The 17745-nt window shown below is 50.8% G+C and carries 13 protein-coding genes; 7 read left to right on the top strand and 6 right to left on the bottom strand.

Going from position 1 to position 17745, the window contains the following annotated elements; translation table 11 throughout:
• Positions 1 to 109: 109 nt before the first annotated feature.
• Positions 110 to 427: a met regulon transcriptional regulator MetJ gene (gene metJ / locus C9I89_RS11295; protein ID WP_107283464.1), complete on the bottom strand. Its 318-nt coding sequence runs from the start codon at positions 425 to 427 to the stop codon at positions 110 to 112.
• A 182-nt stretch (positions 428 to 609) separates the two neighbouring features.
• On the opposite strand from metJ, the gene C9I89_RS11290 reads away from it, so the two are divergent.
• From C9I89_RS11290 to metF, 3 genes are all read left to right on the top strand, one after another.
• Positions 610 to 1779 (top strand): O-succinylhomoserine (thiol)-lyase, encoded by a 1170-nt coding sequence (locus C9I89_RS11290; RefSeq protein ID WP_107283463.1) that lies wholly within the window; start codon positions 610 to 612, stop codon positions 1777 to 1779.
• Entirely contained in the window at positions 1779 to 4196 is a 2418-nt protein-coding gene (locus C9I89_RS11285; RefSeq protein WP_107283603.1) for a bifunctional aspartate kinase/homoserine dehydrogenase II, read from the top strand. Before C9I89_RS11290 ends, C9I89_RS11285 begins: the two co-directional genes overlap by 1 nt.
• Before the next feature lie 285 nt (positions 4197 to 4481).
• Positions 4482 to 5378, top strand: a complete 897-nt coding sequence (gene metF, locus C9I89_RS11280) for a methylenetetrahydrofolate reductase (protein ID WP_107283462.1) — start codon at positions 4482 to 4484, stop codon at positions 5376 to 5378.
• Between the two features lie 97 nt (positions 5379 to 5475).
• Here metF and C9I89_RS11275 read toward each other — a convergent pair whose 3' ends face one another.
• Positions 5476 to 6045, bottom strand: a complete 570-nt coding sequence (locus tag C9I89_RS11275) for a PadR family transcriptional regulator (protein WP_107283461.1) — start codon at positions 6043 to 6045, stop codon at positions 5476 to 5478.
• A gap of 436 nt (positions 6046 to 6481) precedes the next feature.
• The gene (gene ppc / locus C9I89_RS11270; protein ID WP_107283460.1) at positions 6482 to 9112 is read right to left on the bottom strand and encodes a phosphoenolpyruvate carboxylase; all 2631 of its coding nucleotides are present in this window, start codon (positions 9110 to 9112) and stop codon (positions 6482 to 6484) included.
• 697 nt (positions 9113 to 9809) lie between these two features.
• Here ppc and argC point away from each other — a divergent pair.
• The 4 genes from argC (at position 9810) to argH (ending at position 14893) form a co-directional block, all read left to right on the top strand.
• Positions 9810 to 10823 (top strand): N-acetyl-gamma-glutamyl-phosphate reductase, encoded by a 1014-nt coding sequence (gene argC, locus C9I89_RS11265; RefSeq protein ID WP_107283459.1) that lies wholly within the window; start codon positions 9810 to 9812, stop codon positions 10821 to 10823.
• An 11-nt stretch (positions 10824 to 10834) separates the two neighbouring features.
• Complete coding sequence (gene argB / locus C9I89_RS11260) at positions 10835 to 11614, top strand: acetylglutamate kinase (RefSeq protein ID WP_107283458.1); 780 nt, start codon at positions 10835 to 10837, stop codon at positions 11612 to 11614.
• 136 nt (positions 11615 to 11750) lie between these two features.
• Entirely contained in the window at positions 11751 to 12965 is a 1215-nt protein-coding gene (locus C9I89_RS11255; protein WP_107283457.1) for an argininosuccinate synthase, read from the top strand.
• A gap of 50 nt (positions 12966 to 13015) precedes the next feature.
• Positions 13016 to 14893, top strand: coding sequence for an argininosuccinate lyase (argH, locus tag C9I89_RS11250; RefSeq protein WP_107283456.1), 1878 nt, complete (start codon positions 13016 to 13018; stop codon positions 14891 to 14893).
• 106 nt (positions 14894 to 14999) lie between these two features.
• Here the strand turns inward: argH and C9I89_RS11245 are convergent, their stop codons facing one another.
• The 3 genes from C9I89_RS11245 to C9I89_RS11235 form a co-directional block, all read right to left on the bottom strand.
• A complete protein-coding gene (locus tag C9I89_RS11245) occupies positions 15000 to 15254 on the bottom strand; it encodes a DUF3624 domain-containing protein (RefSeq protein WP_107283455.1) in 255 nt (84 codons plus the stop codon).
• 168 nt (positions 15255 to 15422) lie between these two features.
• The gene (locus tag C9I89_RS11240) at positions 15423 to 16874 is read right to left on the bottom strand and encodes a dihydrolipoyl dehydrogenase (protein ID WP_107283454.1); all 1452 of its coding nucleotides are present in this window, start codon (positions 16872 to 16874) and stop codon (positions 15423 to 15425) included.
• 93 nt (positions 16875 to 16967) lie between these two features.
• Positions 16968 to 17696, bottom strand: a complete 729-nt coding sequence (locus C9I89_RS11235; protein WP_107283453.1) for a glutathione peroxidase — start codon at positions 17694 to 17696, stop codon at positions 16968 to 16970.
• Positions 17697 to 17745 lie beyond the last annotated feature (49 nt).

The following is a 17745-nucleotide window of genomic DNA, read 5'->3' as shown; positions in this document are numbered from 1 at the left end:
ATAGCTTTATGCCGATAACAAAAAACCAGCCGATTGGCTGGTTTTTTTATATCCGTCTATCATCTGTAAAGAGAGATAGCAGGTGGCTTACGAGCGCGTACCGGTTCAATTATTCATTGATGTCTTCGTATTTGATCCCCATTTCGTCCATCAGGGCTTTGGCTTCTGCTGGCAGATCATCTGGGCAATCTTTACGGATGTCGTCATCGGTTGGTAACGGCTGACCAGTATAAGCGTGCAGGAATGCTTCGCACAGCAGTTCGCTGTTCGTTGCGTGACGCAGGTTATTTACCTGACGGCGAGTACGCTCATCCGTCAGTATTTTTAAAACCTTTAATGGAATCGAAACAGTAATTTTCTTAACTTGCTCATTTTTTTTACCGTGTTCCGCGTATGGGCTGATGTATTCGCCATTCCACTCTGCCATGTTCTACCTTCTCAGCGATGTTGGGATCAAATAAATATATCTCCGAATTTTAGCGGGATTTACTGCCATAAGGAAAGACATATAGACGTCTAGAGGTGTTGACGGCTCAATTGAATGTGGTTAATGTGATTGCTGCAATTTTATTCGGGAACAGGGCTTAGCCCGAGACAAGGAAGGTTATTATGAGTGACAAGCAGTTTGCCACCATCGCGGTACGTGCCGGTATTGAATCGGACAGCCAGCACAATGCCGTCGTTCCACCGATTTATCTGACCTCCACCTATAGCTTTCCAGGGCTCGGTGAGCTTCCCCAGTACGATTACTCCCGCTCGGGTAACCCGACCCGTAATATGTTAGCCGATGCCTTGTCAGAACTGGAAGGCGGTGCCGGAGGCGTGGTCACCAGTTGCGGTACCGCAGCCATTAACTTATTGGTTTCTGCGCTATTAGGCCCGGAAGATTTAATTGTTGCCCCGCATGACTGCTACGGCGGAACCTACCGTTTGTTTAATACCCGTGCCAATAAAGGTGATTTCAACGTTGCGTTTGTCGACCAGTCCGATCCGTCCGCACTTGCCGCGGCACTGGCGAAAAAACCCAAAATTGTCTGGGTTGAAACCCCGTCAAACCCGCTGTTACGCGTGCTTGATGTTGAAGCCTTGTGCCAGCAAGCAGCACAGGTTGGTGCGCAGGTTGCGGTTGATAACACCTTTCTATCACCGGTCTTGCAGCAACCGATAAAATTGGGGGCTGATTTTGTGGTGCACTCCACCACGAAGTATATCAATGGTCATTCTGATGTCGTGGGGGGGATCCTGATTGCCAAAGATCCGGAGCAAGCCGAGAATATTGCCTGGTGGGCGAACTGCATTGGGGCAACAGGCGCGCCGTTTGATGCGTATTTAACCCTGCGGGGTTTAAGAACCTTAGTGCCCCGGATGAGGATGCATGAAGAAAATGCAGCCCAGGTGCTGGCATATCTGCAAACTCAGGCGTTGGTCGGGCAGATTTATCACCCGGCGCTACCGGATCACCCGGGTCATGATATTGCCGTTAACCAGCAGCAGGGTTTTGGCTCCATGCTCAGTTTTGAACTGGCAGGCAGCCAGCGTCAGCTGGAAGTATTTGTTGCGGCTCTTAACTGTTTTTCGCTGGCAGAATCTCTTGGGGGCACGGAAAGCCTGATTGCTCACCCTGCCAGTATGACTCACCGTGCGATGACCGATGAAGCACAGGCCGAAGCCGGTATTAAGCCGTCACTGTTACGCCTGTCGGTTGGCCTGGAAGATCCTCGCGACCTTATCGTGGATCTTGAGCAGGCATTTAAGCAGGCTGCGGAGGTTGGAGCATGATGACACAGCCAGCCCATCGCCAGCTCCATAAATTTGGCGGCAGTAGCCTAGCCGACCCTGATTGCTATCGGCGGGTCGCCGCGATCCTGCGGGAGTATTCTGATGTTGAAGATCTGATTGTGGTCTCAGCGGCCGGAAAAACAACGAATAAGCTGATTGAGTGGATTGAACGACTTGGCAAAGACGGGCGTCAGGCCCATGAGACGCTGCAAAGCTTGCGCCAGTATCAGCAAGGGCTAATCGAAGCGCTGGTGACCGGCTCTGTTGCCGATGAACTATTAACCCAGCTGCATCTAGATCTGAGTAAACTGGCTAAGCTGAATGAGCAGGATATTACTGAACCGGTATACGCGGCGATTTTAGGCCATGGTGAACTGTGGTCTGCCCGATTGCTGGCTGCTTTACTTAATCGCCAAGAGATGCGCGCGACTTACCTTGATTCGCGAAGCTTTCTTCGCGCAGAGCGGATGGCTCAACCGGAAGTGGATCGCGCTCAATCCTGGCCGTTGCTAAAAGAACAGCTGGCCCAGCACAGTTTGCATCGCATTGTGATCACCGGCTTCATGGCGCGTAATCAGCAGGAAGAAACGGTGTTGCTAGGGCGTAATGGTTCTGACTATTCTGCCACTGTGATTGGTGCCTTGGCGGAGGTGTCGCGAGTGACTATCTGGAGTGATGTGGCTGGCGTATACAGCGCGGATCCGCGCAAAGTCGGTGACGCCTGCTTGTTGCCTCTGCTGCGCCTGGATGAAGCCAATGAACTGGCCCGTCTGGCGGCTCCCGTGCTGCATAGCCGAACCTTACAGCCCGTTGCACAGAGTGCGATTGGTTTAACCTTGCGCAGCAGCCATCAGCCGGAATCCGGCTCGACCCGGGTCGAGCGTATATTGGCTTCCGGGCGTGGTGCTAAAATTGTCACCTCATTAGATGAGATATGCCTGATTGAAGTAGAGATACCGCGTTCACACGATCTTGAACCCGTAAAGGCCGAGCTGGATCGTATTTTGCAGCGTGCGCAGCTGTTACCGCTGGCACAGAGTACTGAAGCCGATCAGGGACGTATTTTGCTGGCATACACCAGCGAGGTGGTGAATGGCGTACTGGCACTGCTGCAAGACAGTGGGATTGCTGCCGAGCTGAGGTTACGCGAAGGCTTCTCAATGGTTGCCGCGGTAGGGGCGGGTGTGGTGAATAACCCCGTGCATTGCCACGGCTTCTATCAGCAGCTGAAAAGGCTGCCGGTGGAGTTTATGGAAGAAGCGGAATCAGGCTTGAGCCTGGTCGCGGTGCTGCGTAAGGTCGATACTGAAAACTTGATTGTCGGTCTTCATCAGAGCCTGTTTCAGGCTCAGAAACGTATTGGCCTGGTGTTGTGCGGTAAAGGCAATATAGGTAGCCGCTGGCTTGAGCTGTTTGATGCTGAGAAAGAACAGCTTGAGAAGCGCCACGGTATGAGTTTTACCTTAATCGGTGTTGCCGACAGTTGCCGTCACTGGGTTGATTTTCAGGGCATTGAACCGACTCGTGCCCTCGGCGCGTTTGAGGATGAAGCCGTGGAGTACGCCGACGGGGAGCTGCTCGCGGCCTTAGCCTCTAATCCTTATGATGATGTGGTGGTACTGGATGTGACGGCCAGTGCGGAGCTGGCGGCGAAATACCCCAGCATGGCTGAAAATGGCTTGCATCTGATTTCAGCGAATAAAGTCGCGGGTTCAGCCTCGAGCGATGATTATCATGCGGTGCAGGATGCCTTTGCCAAAACCAGCCGCCACTGGTTATATAATGCCACCGTCGGTGCGGGCCTGCCCGTGAATCACACGGTACGGGACTTACGTGAAAGTGGTGATGAAATTATTGCGGTATCGGGGATCTTTTCCGGAACGTTATCCTGGTTGTTCCAGCAGTTCGATGGCTCGCAGCCTTTTTCTCAGCTGCTAGAGCAGGCGTGGCAGCAAGGGCTGACCGAACCGGATCCACGGCATGATCTCGATGGCAGCGACGTGATGCGCAAACTGGTGATCCTGGCCCGTGAATCAGGGCTGGCGTTAGAGCCAGAGCAAGTGAAGGTGGGCTCGTTAGTGCCTGTAGAACTGGCAGATCTGACGCTTGACGGATTCTTTGAGCAGATCAGCCTGCTTGACGAGCTGTTGTTCGAGCGTCTGAACAAAGCCCTGAAAGAAGATAAAGTGCTGCGTTATGTTGCGCGTCTGGATAAGCATGGCAAAGCGCATGTGGGGGTTGAAGCGTTGCCGGCAGAGCATGCCCTGGCCAACTTACTGCCTTGCGACAATATTTTTGCCATTGAAAGCCGCTGGTATCGTGATAATCCGTTGGTGATCCGCGGGCCCGGAGCCGGCCGTGATGTCACCGCCGGCGCATTGCTGTCTGATATCAACCGTCTGGCCGCGATGCTATAGAGTATGCCAAATGGCAACCAATCTAGTTTGATATATCACGGTATGAAGTAAAGCTGGAATTAATCACCTAACAGCCATGAATAGCCCGCCTGTAGCGGGCTTTTGTGTTTAAGTTATGTTGAAGTTTATGAATGTGAAGTTGAAAAAAATTCATGATCACCTTGTTGACATTAATTTGGTTACAAGACATTCTGTAGACATATAGACGTCTAAATGGTTGTTTCTCAGACGTCACATTTGTTGCTGAATAGGCCGAGGGCTGGCCAGAATAGGAAGGGATTGACTATGGGGTATTCTCACGCAAGCCACTTAGATTCTTTAAATCAAAACATTGCAGATCTTAATGGTGACATTAATGTTTCTTTTGAATTTTTTCCGCCAAGCAGTGAGAAAATGGAAGAAACCCTATGGAATTCTATTCACCGTCTGAAAACGCTGAAGCCAAAATTTGTCTCAGTGACTTATGGTGCCAACTCGGGCGAACGGGATCGTACTCACAGCATTATTAAAGAGATTAAAGATCAAACCGGACTGGTAGCGGCCCCTCACCTGACGTGTATTGATGCCTCCCGCGATGAGCTGCGTACCATTGCCCGTGATTACTGGAACAATGGGATCCGCGACATCGTGGCATTACGCGGTGACTTACCACAACAAGGCGTAAGGCCTGATATGTATGCCGCAGAACTGGTTGAGTTGCTACGTAAGGAGGCCGATTTTGATATCTCGGTGGCCGCCTATCCGGAAGTGCATCCAGAAGCGAAAAGTGCTCAGGCCGACTTGATCAACCTTAAGCGCAAAGTCGATGCGGGGGCGAGCCGTGCTATCACCCAGTTCTTTTTTGACGTAGAAAGTTATCTGCGCTTTCGCGACCGTTGTGCTGCCGCTGGCATTGATGTCGAAATTGTGCCGGGTATCCTGCCGGTATCCAACATGACGCAAGCCAAGCGATTTGCACTGGCGAACAACGTTAAAATTCCAGGCTGGTTAGAGAAGCAATATCAGGGGCTGGATGACGATCTGCTTAGCCGCCAGATGGTCGGTGCCAGCAATGCGATCGATATGGTGCGCATTCTGAGCCGCGAAGGGGTAAAAGACTTTCATTTCTATACCCTTAACCGGGCTGAACTGACTTACGCTATTTGTCATACCTTGGGCGTAAAGCCGGGTGTCGAGGCTTAATACCAATGGGATGAAACGGATACCGTGTTATTGATGCCAATAAAAAAGCCGCTCAGAGCGGCTTTTTTAGTCGGTATAGCGAAATAACGACATTCCGTTATTTGGTGATCGCAATCTTGCTTGCTTCGCTATCCAGATCTTTCAGCTCAGCCAGAACTTCTTCTGCCCAGTAAATCCACGCCTGGCGATTATGCATGCCGCGGCGTAGGGTCAGGCGGTCAAGACGAGACTGGCGATCCATTTCTTTGTAATTAGCAAAGTGGACTTTTTCCAGCTCCTCATAGTTGTTCATTAGCGAGTGAGACTCTTCAATGAGTGCCTCGAGCTGTTGTTGCATTGGCTCTGAATTATGAACACCGCAAACCAGTAGCTTGGCCGAGAACTCATCGCGGATCGTCGGATTGCGAGCGGGCTCCTGGAACCATTCAAACAGTGCCTGACGGCCTAGATCGGTAATCGAGTAGACCTTACGGTCCGGTTTACCTTCTTGTGGTTGAAGCTGACAGGTTACCTGGTTATTGCCGGCCATTTTATTCAGTTCGCGATACACCTGTTGGTGGCTCGCTTTCCAGAAATAACCGATGCTGTGTGAAAATTCTTTGGTGATATCGTAACCGGTTGCGTCGCGATTGCTTAGCACGGTTAAAATTACGTGTGGTAGTGACATCTCTTCTATCCGATAAAATACTGCAAAGAAAAAAATACAATCAAACGGACGTTACCCTTCGCTCTTTGGCGTTTGTTATAATCGTCATGTTGCACTGCCTGATCGAGATCACATAGGATATCATCAATATGCTCAATACTGATACCTGACAGGATAAATAATTTATTCACTTAGGCTGTCAATTGCTTGTCTTGTGACATTTATCCAGACAATAACTCCAGATTGGCAGTGCAAGAGGTTTTGCATCACCTGTTTTCACAAGGTTCACCATTTACTCTAGTGCAAGACATTGATGGACGTTTGTCTCAATTTTGAGTCAGAATAAAATAAGTGCTGGGCGATTTGATCATGGTGATAAACAGGGATGCGGCGGATCGGTAGGATAAAATAAAGGCCACACGAAGTGGCCTTATTCGGTTTTCTCAGGTGCGGCGGATTAACCCGTGTTTCGCATCCCCGTTGCGATACCCGCGATACTGACCATCAGTGCCTCTTCCAGTATTGGTGAAATTTCTTCTTGCTGGCGAGTCCGGTATAGCAATTCAGCCTGCAGCATATTGAGAGGCTCAACATAGATGTTACGTAAGCGGATGGCCTCGGCACCCCACGGGTCCTGCTCCATCAGGTGCGCGTTGTTTTCAACATTCAGCACCGCTTTAATATCTTGTTGTAACTGATCGCGCAGTTGCTGCCCCAGAGGCCACAATGACTTATCTGTCAGGCGCTGATCATAGTATTGTGCAATGCCGACATTGGTTTTGGTGTACACCATCTCCAGCATGCCCAGGCGGGTCGAGAAGAATGGCCATTCCCGGCACATATCTTCGAGTAGCTGGGCATGGCCCTTGTCGATTGAATACTGGATTGCCTCACCGGCACCTAGCCAGGCAGGTAGCAGTAAGCGATTCTGGCTCCAGGCAAAAATCCAAGGGATCGCACGTAAACTTTCGACCCCGCCGTTCGGGTTACGCTTCGCCGGACGAGAGCCTAAGGGCAGTTTGCCCAGTTCTAACTCTGGCGTAGCGGCGCGGAAATAAGGCACGAACTGCTCATTGCCACGCACTACGTTGCGGTACGCTTCGCAGGAAACTTCAGACAGCACGTCCATCAGATCGCGCCAGTCTTGTTTTGGTGCGGGTGGCGGTAGCAGGTTTGCTTCAAGAATGGCACTGGCGTAGAGGCTTAGGCTGTTTACAGCAACCTCGGGCAGGCCCAGCTTAAAGCGGATCATTTCCCCTTGCTCGGTAACACGCAAGCCGCCTTTCAGGCTACGAGGAGGCTGAGAGAGCAGTGCAGCATGTGCCGGAGCACCGCCACGACCGATAGAGCCGCCGCGGCCATGGAACAGAGTCAGTTCAACCCCCGCGTCTTCGCAGACATCAACCAGCTCTTCCATTGCGCGGTACTGTGCCCAGCCAGCGGCCATCACCCCGGCATCTTTCGCCGAGTCGGAATAGCCGATCATCACCATTTGATGGTTCTGAATGAAGCCACGGTACCAGTCGATGCTCATCAATTGCTTGATGACTGCCGCGCCATTGTTTAAATCTTCCAGTGTTTCGAACAGCGGGCAGACATCCATGCGGAACGGGCAGCCCGCTTCCTTAAGCAGCAGATGCACCGCTAATACATCAGAGGCAGTACGTGCCATTGATATCACATAGGCACCCAGCGCTTCGCGGGGTTGTTCGGCAACGGCGTTGCAGGTATCGATGACTTCCTGTACATCAGCTGAGGGCTGCCAGTCTCGCGGTAACAGCGGACGTTTTGACGCCAGCTCACGGATCAGGAAAGCCACTTTATCTTGCTCGCTCCACTGATCGTAATCGCCGATCCCCAGATAGCGGGTCAGCTCTGAAATAACATCAGAATGACGGGTGCTTTCCTGGCGGATATCAAGGCGGACCAGATGAATGCCGAAGCACTTAATACGGCGCAGAACGTCAAGTAGCAGGCCGTCTGCAATAATACCCATGCCGCATGCGTGCAGGGACTGGTAACAAGCGTGCAGAGGCTCCCACAGCTGATCGACGTGAGTGATCGTTTCAAGATTAGGCGCGTTATGGCCCTGAATTTTGGCATCCAGTACGTCGCGGGTATTGGTCAGCTTGGTGCGTAACTCTTTTAGGATGGCACGGTAGGGTTCATGCTCATCGCCAGCTAGCTCGCGGACCTGATCATTGCATTTGACCATCGACAGTTCGCTAACCAGCTCCTGGATATCACCCAGGTACAGATCGGCAGCTTTCCAGCGGGACAGCAACAGCACTTCTCGGGTGACTTCTGAGGTCACGAACGGGTTGCCGTCACGGTCTCCTCCCATCCATGAGGTAAATTTAACGGGCGAGGCATCAAGAGGCAGGCCTTCACCCAGATGGTGAACCAATTTCTCGTCGAACTGACGCAGGAACTCAGGCACCGCTTGCCATAGCGAGTTTTCTACCACCGCATAACCCCATTTGGCCTCATCGAGCGGCGTCGGGCGCTGTTTGCGGATGACGTCAGAGTGCCATGCCTGGGCAATCAGCTGCTCTAGACGTTGCTCAACGCGCTGGCGTTCACTGTGAGAAAGTTCGCTCAGTTCAAGGTTCGACAGGCACTTATTGATCTGCACCAGCTTGTGGATCATGGTGCGACGGGCAATCTCTGTCGGGTGAGCGGTCAGTACCAGCTCAATGTTCAGATCACGTACCGCCTGAATAGAGTCAAACTGACTGACGCTATTGGCGTTGAGCTTACCAAACAGTGAATCGATAGAATCCGGACTGCAAATGTGTTCTTCACAGTGGCGGGAGATCGTATGGTACTGTTCGGCGATATTGGTCAGGTTAAGAAACTGACTGAAGGCACGAGCAACAGGAAGAAGCTGATCATCAGGGAGGTTTTGTAATTCATCGATCAGTTTGGCGCGATCGTCGTCATTACCCGCCCGAGCCGATTTAGACAGCTTACGTATGGTTTCCACTTTCTCAAACAGTGGCTCACCATGCGCATCCTTAATGGTATTACCCAGCATGTGGCCGAGCATACTTACGTTACTTCTTAACGCGCTGTATTTTTCCTTCATATCGTATCCATCTCGTAATTTTGTTACATCCAATCTGCAACGGTCTTGTGACAATCTATCCGCGATCCCACTTTCAGGTCAACTGTGATTACATTTGCGGGCGATAAATCGAGTCTACCTTGATTTTGGTCATAATCTGCCTTTAGTCCTGAAAGTTTATTTCGTCAACATATGTCATGTGGCACATATTTTGTGTGATTACACTGCCAATAGACGGAAAAACAGCCGGATCATGTACGCCATTTGGCAGTATTGCCACAGGAAAGACTGTTGATGACTTATGACCGCATTTGTTCCCGTCGCATGGCTTTGTTTCGAACCGTATTGGCAGAACAGGGGGCAGATTTGTAAATGCGATCTTTATAAGCATAGCTAAAGCCTGAAATGACCATTTTTTCTGTTTCTGCTGTTGACAGGTTAAGGATTAGTCGGTAAAAATATAAATGCAAGCAAGGTGAATAAGTATTTAATTGTATTTTCTTGCGCAGATTAATAATATTGCAACCGGGCTCTTAAGCCAGAAGTGGGAAAAATTTAACATGAACCAAGCGAAGATCAACAATCAGAACTCCCTCCGACGACGCTAAGTCTGATTCGCTTGGTGCCTCTCGTGCACCCCATCACTCGCTGTGTCAACAGCACTGTTTCAAAACCTAATGCTTTACAAAAAACCAAAGCACATAAAACGGAATCTCTTATGTTGAACACCTTCATTATCGGTGCCAGCGGCTATACCGGCGCGGAGCTGGCAAAAATGGTGCACGTACATCCCCACCTTCAACTGGCTGGCCTGTTTGTCTCAGCCAATAGCCTGGATGCCAATAAGCCCATCAGCGAGCTGCATGGCCAGCTCAAGGGTATCGTGGATTTGCCGCTGCAGCCTTTATCCGAACCCGCTGCGGTTGCCGAGCAGGCGGACATTGTTTTACTGGCAACGGCCCATGAAGTGAGCCATGACCTGGCCCCGGTTTTTCTGGCCGCAGGTTGTCAGGTGTTTGATTTGTCAGGTGCATTCAGGGTGAAGAATGATGAGTTCTATACTCAGTATTACGGTTTTGTCCACCAGCACTCTCAATGGCTGGAGCAGGCCGTTTACGGCTTAGCCGAATGGAACAGCAAGGCGATTAAACATGCCCAGTTAATTGCGGTGCCCGGCTGTTATCCAACCGCTTCTCAGTTGGCGCTTAAACCCCTTATTGAAGCTGGCCTACTCGATAAAAATCAATGGCCTGTTATCAACGCGGTGAGCGGGGTGTCGGGCGCAGGGCGCAAAGCATCAATGATCAATAGTTTTTGTGAGGTGAGTTTGCAGGCTTATGGCCTGTTCAGTCACCGGCATCAGCCGGAAATTGCCTGCCATCTCGGCAGTGAGGTGATTTTTACCCCTCATTTAGGCAGCTTCAAGCGCGGTATTCTGGCGACGATTACGGCAAAGCTAGCTGCGGGTGTCGAGGCTGAGCAGGTCGCGCAGGCAATGGCGATGGCCTATCCGGGGATTGCCGGTGGCCATGCTGTCAGATTGCTGGGTGAGCAAACGGCCAGTATTCAGAATGTTGTGAATACCTGTTTCTGCGACATTGGCTGGAAAGTACAGGATCAGCACATTATTTTAACATCTGCGATTGATAACTTATTGAAAGGCGCCTCCAGTCAGGCCGTTCAATGCATAAATATTCGCAATGACTTTCCGCAATTAACTGCGTTGGTATAGGAGCCGTCACCATGAGTCAGATCCCTTTGGTTATTAAATTAGGCGGTGCAGCACTGTCGTGTGATGAAACGCTGGAAAAGCTGTTCAATGCCATTCATCACTATCAGGAAAGTGCCCAGCGCCCATTACTGATCGTACATGGCGGCGGTTATCTGGTTGATGATTTAATGAAAAAATTACAACTGGAAACCGTCAAGAAAGAAGGACTCCGGGTGACGCCCAAAGAGCTGATCCCATTTATTGCCGGCGCATTGGCGGGAACCGCGAACAAAATACTGCAAGGGCAAGCGATTAAATCCGGTGTTTCGGCAGTGGGTTTGAGCCTGGCTGATGGCGGGCTGTGTCAGGTCACCGAGCTGGACCCGGATCTGGGTTCGGTGGGTAAAGCCGCGCCGGGCAACTGCGCGCTGGTAAGACAAATCATGGCGTCGGGCTATCTGCCTATCGTCAGTTCAATTGGCCTTGATGCCAACGGTGATCTGATGAATGTGAACGCCGATCAGGCGGCAGTTGCAGTCGCCGCTGCTCTTGATGCGGAATTGGTACTGCTGTCGGATGTCAGCGGCGTATTGGATGGCAAGGGACACCTGATCCCGAGCCTGACTGAACAGCAAGCCGAAGCCTTGATCACCCAAGCCGTGATCACTGACGGCATGATCGTAAAAGTACGTGCTGCTTTTGAAGCAGCAAAAGCCTTAGGTCGTCCGATTGAAGTGGCAACCTGGCGTTATCCCGACAGGCTGGCAGCGTTATTTGATGGCCAGAGTATCGGTACTAAATTTTCAGTTTAACGCCAGCGTTAACTGTCAATGACAACAGCACAGTCGAAACGTGGTTTTAACGCAAACAGTTTTAGAACAATTTATTTCAGAACATTTTAAAGCAGCCTGAACGGGATGACCGTCGAACGGGCATGAGGAGAGCATCATGAGTAAGGTAACTAAAGTCGTATTAGCCTATTCCGGCGGTCTGGATACATCAGCAATCATTCCATGGCTGAAAGAGAACTATGACTGTGAAGTTGTCGCGTTTGTTGCCGATGTCGGCCAGGGATCCGCTGAGCTTGAAGGCATCGAAGAGAAAGCTATCGCATCAGGTGCATCATCTTGTTATATCGCCGATCTGAAAGAAGAGATGGTGGCAGACTATATCTACCCAAGCCTGAAAACCGGTGCGATTTATGAGGGGAAATACCTGCTGGGTACATCCATGGCGCGTCCAATTATCGCCAAAGCGCAGGTCGAGTGTGCCTTGAAAGTGGGGGCTGATGCGCTGTGCCATGGCTGTACCGGTAAAGGCAACGACCAGGTTCGTTTTGAAGGAGCCTTCGCTGCTCTGGCTCCGCATCTTACAGTTATTGCACCTTGGCGTGAATGGGATCTGCGTAGCCGTGAAGCCCTGCTGGATTATCTGGCAGAGCGTGATATCCCTTGCACTTCAACATTGGAAAAGATCTATTCGCGTGATGCCAATGCATGGCACATCTCTACCGAAGGCGGCGTGCTGGAAGATACGTGGAACCAGCCTAATGAACTATGCTGGGTATGGACGAAAGATCCAGAAGACGCGCCAAATACCCCAGAAACAGTGTCAATTCTGGTCGAGAAAGGCGAAGTCGTTGCGGTTGACGGTAAGGCAATGTCACCATTTAATGCCCTGACATACCTGAATGAAAAAGGTGCCGAGCACGGTGTTGGTCGTATCGATATCGTTGAAAACCGTCTGGTTGGCATGAAGTCCCGTGGTTGCTATGAAACTCCGGGTGGCACCATCATGAATGAAGCACTGCGTGCCGTTGAGCAACTCGTGCTGGATAAAGAATCGTATGAGTTCCGTGAAACGGTCGGTTTAAAAGCATCGCACCTTATCTACGATGGCCGCTGGTTTACCCCTCTGTGTAAATCGATTTTAGCCGCCGCCGAGGAACTAGCTAAAGATGTGAGCGGCGAAGTTGTGGTAAAACTGTATAAAGGTCAGGCAACAGTGGTTCAGAAGCGCTCGTTAAATAGCTTGTACTCAGAAGAGTTTGCTACTTTCGGGGAGGATGAAGTGTATGACCACAGCCATGCAGGTGGCTTCATTCGTCTTTACTCGCTGGCAAGCCGTATCCGTGCGTTGAACGAACTGAAAAAACAAAAATAATTTCATTGAAGCAATGAGCAAGTCGAGTCGCGAAGCATAGGAGAAGTACCATGGCATTATGGGGCGGACGTTTTAGTCAGGCAGCTGACACACGGTTTAAGCAGTTCAACGATTCACTACGTTTTGATTACCGTTTGGCGGAGCAAGACATCGTTGGTTCTATAGCATGGTCAAAGTCACTACATCAGGTTGGTGTATTGACGGAAGAAGAGCAGCAGCGGTTAGAGCTGGCGCTGAATGAGCTGAAACTGGCAGTGATGGAAGATCCGGAGCAGATTTTACATTCTGATGCGGAAGACATTCACAGCTGGGTTGAGCAGCAGCTAATCGGCAAAGTCGGTGATTTAGGTAAGAAGTTGCACACGGGGCGTTCTCGTAACGACCAGGTCGCGACTGATCTGAAGCTCTGGTGCCGTCAGCAGGGTCAGGAGCTTCTTCTTATGCTGGACAAGCTACAAAACCAGTTAGTCTCTGTGGCGCGTGAGCATCAGGGCACCGTCCTGCCGGGTTATACCCACTTGCAGCGTGCTCAGCCGGTTACGTTTGCCCATTGGTGTCTGGCTTACGTTGAAATGTTTGAGCGTGATTACTCGCGTTTGCATGATGCGTTAAATCGCCTTGATACCTGTCCTCTGGGGTCAGGTGCCTTGGCCGGAACGGCATATCCGATTGATCGTGAAATGCTGGCCCATAGCCTTGGTTTCCAGCGGGCGACTCGTAACAGCTTAGATTCCGTATCTGACCGCGATCATGTGATGGAATTGCTATCGACGGCGTCTATTTCGATGCTGCACCTGTCACGGATGGCCGAAGATCTCATCTTCTATAACTCGGGTGAATCTAATTTCATTGAGTTAGCGGATACCGTGACATCAGGGTCTTCACTGATGCCGCAAAAGAAAAACCCGGATGCCCTTGAGCTTATCCGCGGTAAATGTGGCCGGGTCTACGGCGCGATGACGGGCATGATGATGACCGTTAAAGCGTTGCCGCTGGCTTACAACAAAGACATGCAGGAAGACAAAGAAGGTCTTTTTGATGCTTTAGACAGCTGGAATGACTGCATGGAAATGGCTGCACTCTGTTTTGACGGCATTCAGGTTAATAAAGAACGTACCCTTGAAGCGGCTATGCAAGGCTATTCGAATGCGACAGAGCTGGCAGATTATCTGGTGGCGAAAGGCATTCCATTCCGTGAGGCGCACCACATTGTGGGGGTCGCGGTCGTGGCGGCTATTGCCAAGGGATGTGCATTAGAAGAACTGTCACTCGATGAGATGAAAGAATTCTCGGCGGTAATTGATGAGGATGTCTACCCGATCCTGACCATAGAGTCGTGCTTAGATAAGCGTTGCGCGCTAGGAGGTGTGGCGCCTAATCAGGTCGACTATGCGATTGGTCAGGTTGAAAAGCGGTTAGAGAAGCGCTATTCGCCCGAGGTGAAAGTACGTGGCGCTCGTCTGACCGATCTCGATGCGATTGAAGGTATGGTGGTTTACTGGGCCGGCCTGGGGGAAAACCTGCCGCGTAAACGTAATGAACTGGTGCGCGATATTGGCTCTTTTGCGGTCGCCGAACACCACGGTACCGTAACGGGTTGTGCTTCGCTTTATGTTTATGATTCAGGTCTGGCGGAAATCCGCTCGCTGGGTATTGAAGCAGGCTGGCAGCATCAGGGGCAAGGCAAGGCCGTTGTCGAATATCTGATTGAGAAGGCCAGGCAGATGGCAATTAAGAATGTCTTTGTCCTAACCAGGGTGCCAGAATTCTTTATGAAACAGGGCTTTATACCGACATCTAAATCATTGCTGCCGGAGAAGGTGATGAAAGATTGCGATCGTTGTCCGCGTCAGCATGCTTGTGATGAAGTAGCACTGGAAGTGCGTCTGGATCAGGAACTGGCCATTCCTACCGTGAATGTGGCTTAAATCTGAATTCATCAGCTTCTCTGTATAAACGACTTAAAAGATGAAAATCGGTTTATTAGCCGGTTTTTCTTTATTAAGAAAAAGGTCAGACTTTTTTATCTTGAGGTTACTTGGGTATAGCTAGGCGTCGAATGAAGGCGACCAGCAGGTGGGCCGCCAGTAACAGTGAAAATGCACTGGCGGCAAAGATGAGAGCGATAGATTCAACCTTGGTAGGTTGGGTATGGTAGAAATACCACCACGCGCCCCAGCTTAATCCACTTAACACGGTTAACTGCCACATGCATTGACGACAACGGCCTAACTTTTGTTTGAACGCCTGTTGGCTGAAAGCATGGCTGCTGCAGTGGTTACATCCCATCGTTTAGTTCTCAAATTACCCCATAACACCTGCATTGTACTGCTGGTGGCCATTCTCAGTAAAACTTTCTTATTTCGGTTGGTCTTAACCCGGGGCTGACGAAAAAGCCCTCATAGGGAGAGGGCATATGTTTTTGCTGGTATTAACGCTACAAGTACATTTTACTGATTAGCAACCCGGGCCGCAGTCCAGGCAGTGTTTTATCATCTCCGGACCCAGATGTAGCTTGGCGTTGAGGTCACGCAGGGCGGTACGGACACCTTCTTCAATCACCGGGTGGTAGAATGGCATATCCAGCATATCAGCCACCGTCATTTGGTTCTGGTGCGCCCAGGCCAGCAGGTGTGCCAGGTGCTCGGCATTCGGGCCAATCATTTCGGCACCCAGGAAGCGTCCGGTTCCGTGCTCGCCGTAGACATGCAGCACCCCTTTGTTACGCAGCATGACACGTGAGCGGCCTTGGTTTTCAAATGATACCTCACCAGTTTCGAAACAACCGCAGTTGCCAAGGCGAGTGGTGAGCTCTTTGTATGCTTCGCCAACCATTGCGATTTGCGGATCAGAAAACACGGCTGAGATTTTTGAGCGGCGCAGCCCGGCGCGGATATCCGGGAAGCGGCCTGCATTACCGCCTGCAATTCGTGCCTGGTCGGCAGCTTCATGCAGCAGCGGTAGCTGGTTGCTGGCATCGCCGGCGATGAAAATGCTGTCGACGGACGTTTGCAGAGTGAAGTGATCGGCAACAGGTACACCTCGTTCATCCAGCTCAATCGCCGTGTTTTCAATTGCCAGCTTGTCGACGTTAGGGCGGCGGCCTGTTGCAGCCAGTACGTAATCAACGGTGATCTCCTTGATCTCGCCATCTTTGCCAAGGTATTTGATTTCAACGACATCACCTTGTCGCTTCATGCTTTCCAGTCTGACATCGGCATCAAGGTAAAACTCTTCGTTGAAGGTTTTATCGGCATAGGCCATCACAGCAGGATCGGTCAGCGGGCCAACCTGGCCGCCAAGGCCAAACATCACCACTTCTACACCAAGTCGTTTTAGAGCCTGACCAAGTTCAAGGCCAATCACGCCTGGCCCAAATACGGCCACTGCGCGAGGGAGATCATCCCAGTCAAATACATCGTCATTGATGATCAGGCGGTCACCAAGCTCATTCCAAACTGCAGGATAGGCAGGGCGGGAGCCGGTAGCGATAACAATACGCTTGGCAGTGATCTGGGTGTGGTCATCGACAATCAGGGTATTGTTGTCGATAAACTTGGCATAGCCAGAAATTTTGTCTTCCGCCGGAATCTCATCAACCCCTTCCAGAACAAAGCCAACAAAGCGGTCACGTTCGCGTTTTACCCGATCCATGACATCACGGCCGTTAATCACAATTTCGCCTTGTGGATAAACACCAAAGCCCGGTGCTTTTTCGATCTGGTGAACGCTTTCAGCCGCAGCGATCAGTAGTTTTGATGGCATGCAACCCACGCGCGCACAAGTGGTGCCGTAAGGGCCGCCTTCAATCATTACTACGTTATCAGTATGGGCTTTGGCTGCACGGTATGCGCCCAGGCCTGCAGTACCACCACCAATAACTGCAACATCAACATTCAGGGTTTTCATTTCGGTTTTCTCCAATCAAGTCTTGCCAGTATTCGGCCTAAATATCCGTATGGTGGGGTATGTTCACCCCACCTTATTATTGCTTTGGCCGGATTAGCCTAGGTACGCTTCCAGTTCTTCGCTACCACCGATGTGTTTACCTCCGATGAATACCTGAGGTACTGTGCTCTTACCTGATACGGCACGCAGGCTCACTGTCGTTGCATCTTTACCTAGGATAACCTCTTCATACTGAAGACCTTTATCGATGAGGTTCTGTTTTGCCTTTGCACAGAACGGACAGCCAGGCTTCGTGAACACAGTGATTGACTCTTGCATCTTGTGGTTTGGTGCAACGTAGTTCAGCATGGTGTCGGCATCTGAGACTTTGAACGGGTCGCCCGGCTCATCGTTTTCGATGAACATTTTTGTTACTACCCCGTTCTTAACCAGCATACTGTAGCGCCATGAGCGCGGGCCGAAACCAATCTCTTTCTTGTCGACTAACATACCCATGCCCTGTGAAAACTCGCCGTTGCCATCAGGGATGAATGTAATGTTTTCTGCTTCCTGGTCAGCTTTCCATGCGTTCATAACGAAGGTATCGTTTACAGAGATACATAGAATGTCATCAACGCCGTGCTCAGAAAATACCGATGCCAGCTCATTGTAACGTGGCAGGTGGCTTGAAGAGCAAGTCGGGGTAAATGCGCCTGGCAGGCTGAAAACCACGACTGTTTTGTTTGCGAATAACTTTTCTGTTGTGACGTTTACCCACTGGTCGCCCTGGCGAGTTGGGAAAGTAACTTGTGGTACAGCCTGACCTTCTTTCGATGCGAACATAATGGTATTCCTTAAATTTTAAATGTTTGTTTGATTCAACCGGAGCGTA

It is taken from the genome of Photobacterium lipolyticum, from assembly GCF_003026475.1.
Classification (GTDB): Bacteria; Pseudomonadota; Gammaproteobacteria; order Enterobacterales; family Vibrionaceae; genus Photobacterium; species Photobacterium lipolyticum.
This window is presented reverse-complemented; position numbering and strand designations above follow the sequence as displayed.

What these genes read in the sequence shown, in the direction of transcription:
- C9I89_RS11275 (WP_107283461.1), bottom strand. Translation starts at nt 6,045, where the DNA reads ATGTCACTACCACACGTAATTTTAACCGTGCTAAGCAATCGCGACGCA.
- argH (WP_107283456.1), top strand. Translation starts at nt 13,016, where the DNA reads ATGGCATTATGGGGCGGACGTTTTAGTCAGGCAGCTGACACACGGTTT.
- metJ (WP_107283464.1), bottom strand. Translation starts at nt 427, where the DNA reads ATGGCAGAGTGGAATGGCGAATACATCAGCCCATACGCGGAACACGGT.
- C9I89_RS11235 (WP_107283453.1), bottom strand. Translation starts at nt 17,696, where the DNA reads ATGTTCGCATCGAAAGAAGGTCAGGCTGTACCACAAGTTACTTTCCCA.
- argB (WP_107283458.1), top strand. Translation starts at nt 10,835, where the DNA reads ATGAGTCAGATCCCTTTGGTTATTAAATTAGGCGGTGCAGCACTGTCG.
- argC (WP_107283459.1), top strand. Translation starts at nt 9,810, where the DNA reads ATGTTGAACACCTTCATTATCGGTGCCAGCGGCTATACCGGCGCGGAG.
- metF (WP_107283462.1), top strand. Translation starts at nt 4,482, where the DNA reads ATGGGGTATTCTCACGCAAGCCACTTAGATTCTTTAAATCAAAACATT.
- C9I89_RS11285 (WP_107283603.1), top strand. Translation starts at nt 1,779, where the DNA reads ATGACACAGCCAGCCCATCGCCAGCTCCATAAATTTGGCGGCAGTAGC.
- ppc (WP_107283460.1), bottom strand. Translation starts at nt 9,112, where the DNA reads ATGAAGGAAAAATACAGCGCGTTAAGAAGTAACGTAAGTATGCTCGGC.
- C9I89_RS11240 (WP_107283454.1), bottom strand. Translation starts at nt 16,874, where the DNA reads ATGAAAACCCTGAATGTTGATGTTGCAGTTATTGGTGGTGGTACTGCA.
- C9I89_RS11245 (WP_107283455.1), bottom strand. Translation starts at nt 15,254, where the DNA reads ATGGGATGTAACCACTGCAGCAGCCATGCTTTCAGCCAACAGGCGTTC.
- C9I89_RS11290 (WP_107283463.1), top strand. Translation starts at nt 610, where the DNA reads ATGAGTGACAAGCAGTTTGCCACCATCGCGGTACGTGCCGGTATTGAA.
- C9I89_RS11255 (WP_107283457.1), top strand. Translation starts at nt 11,751, where the DNA reads ATGAGTAAGGTAACTAAAGTCGTATTAGCCTATTCCGGCGGTCTGGAT.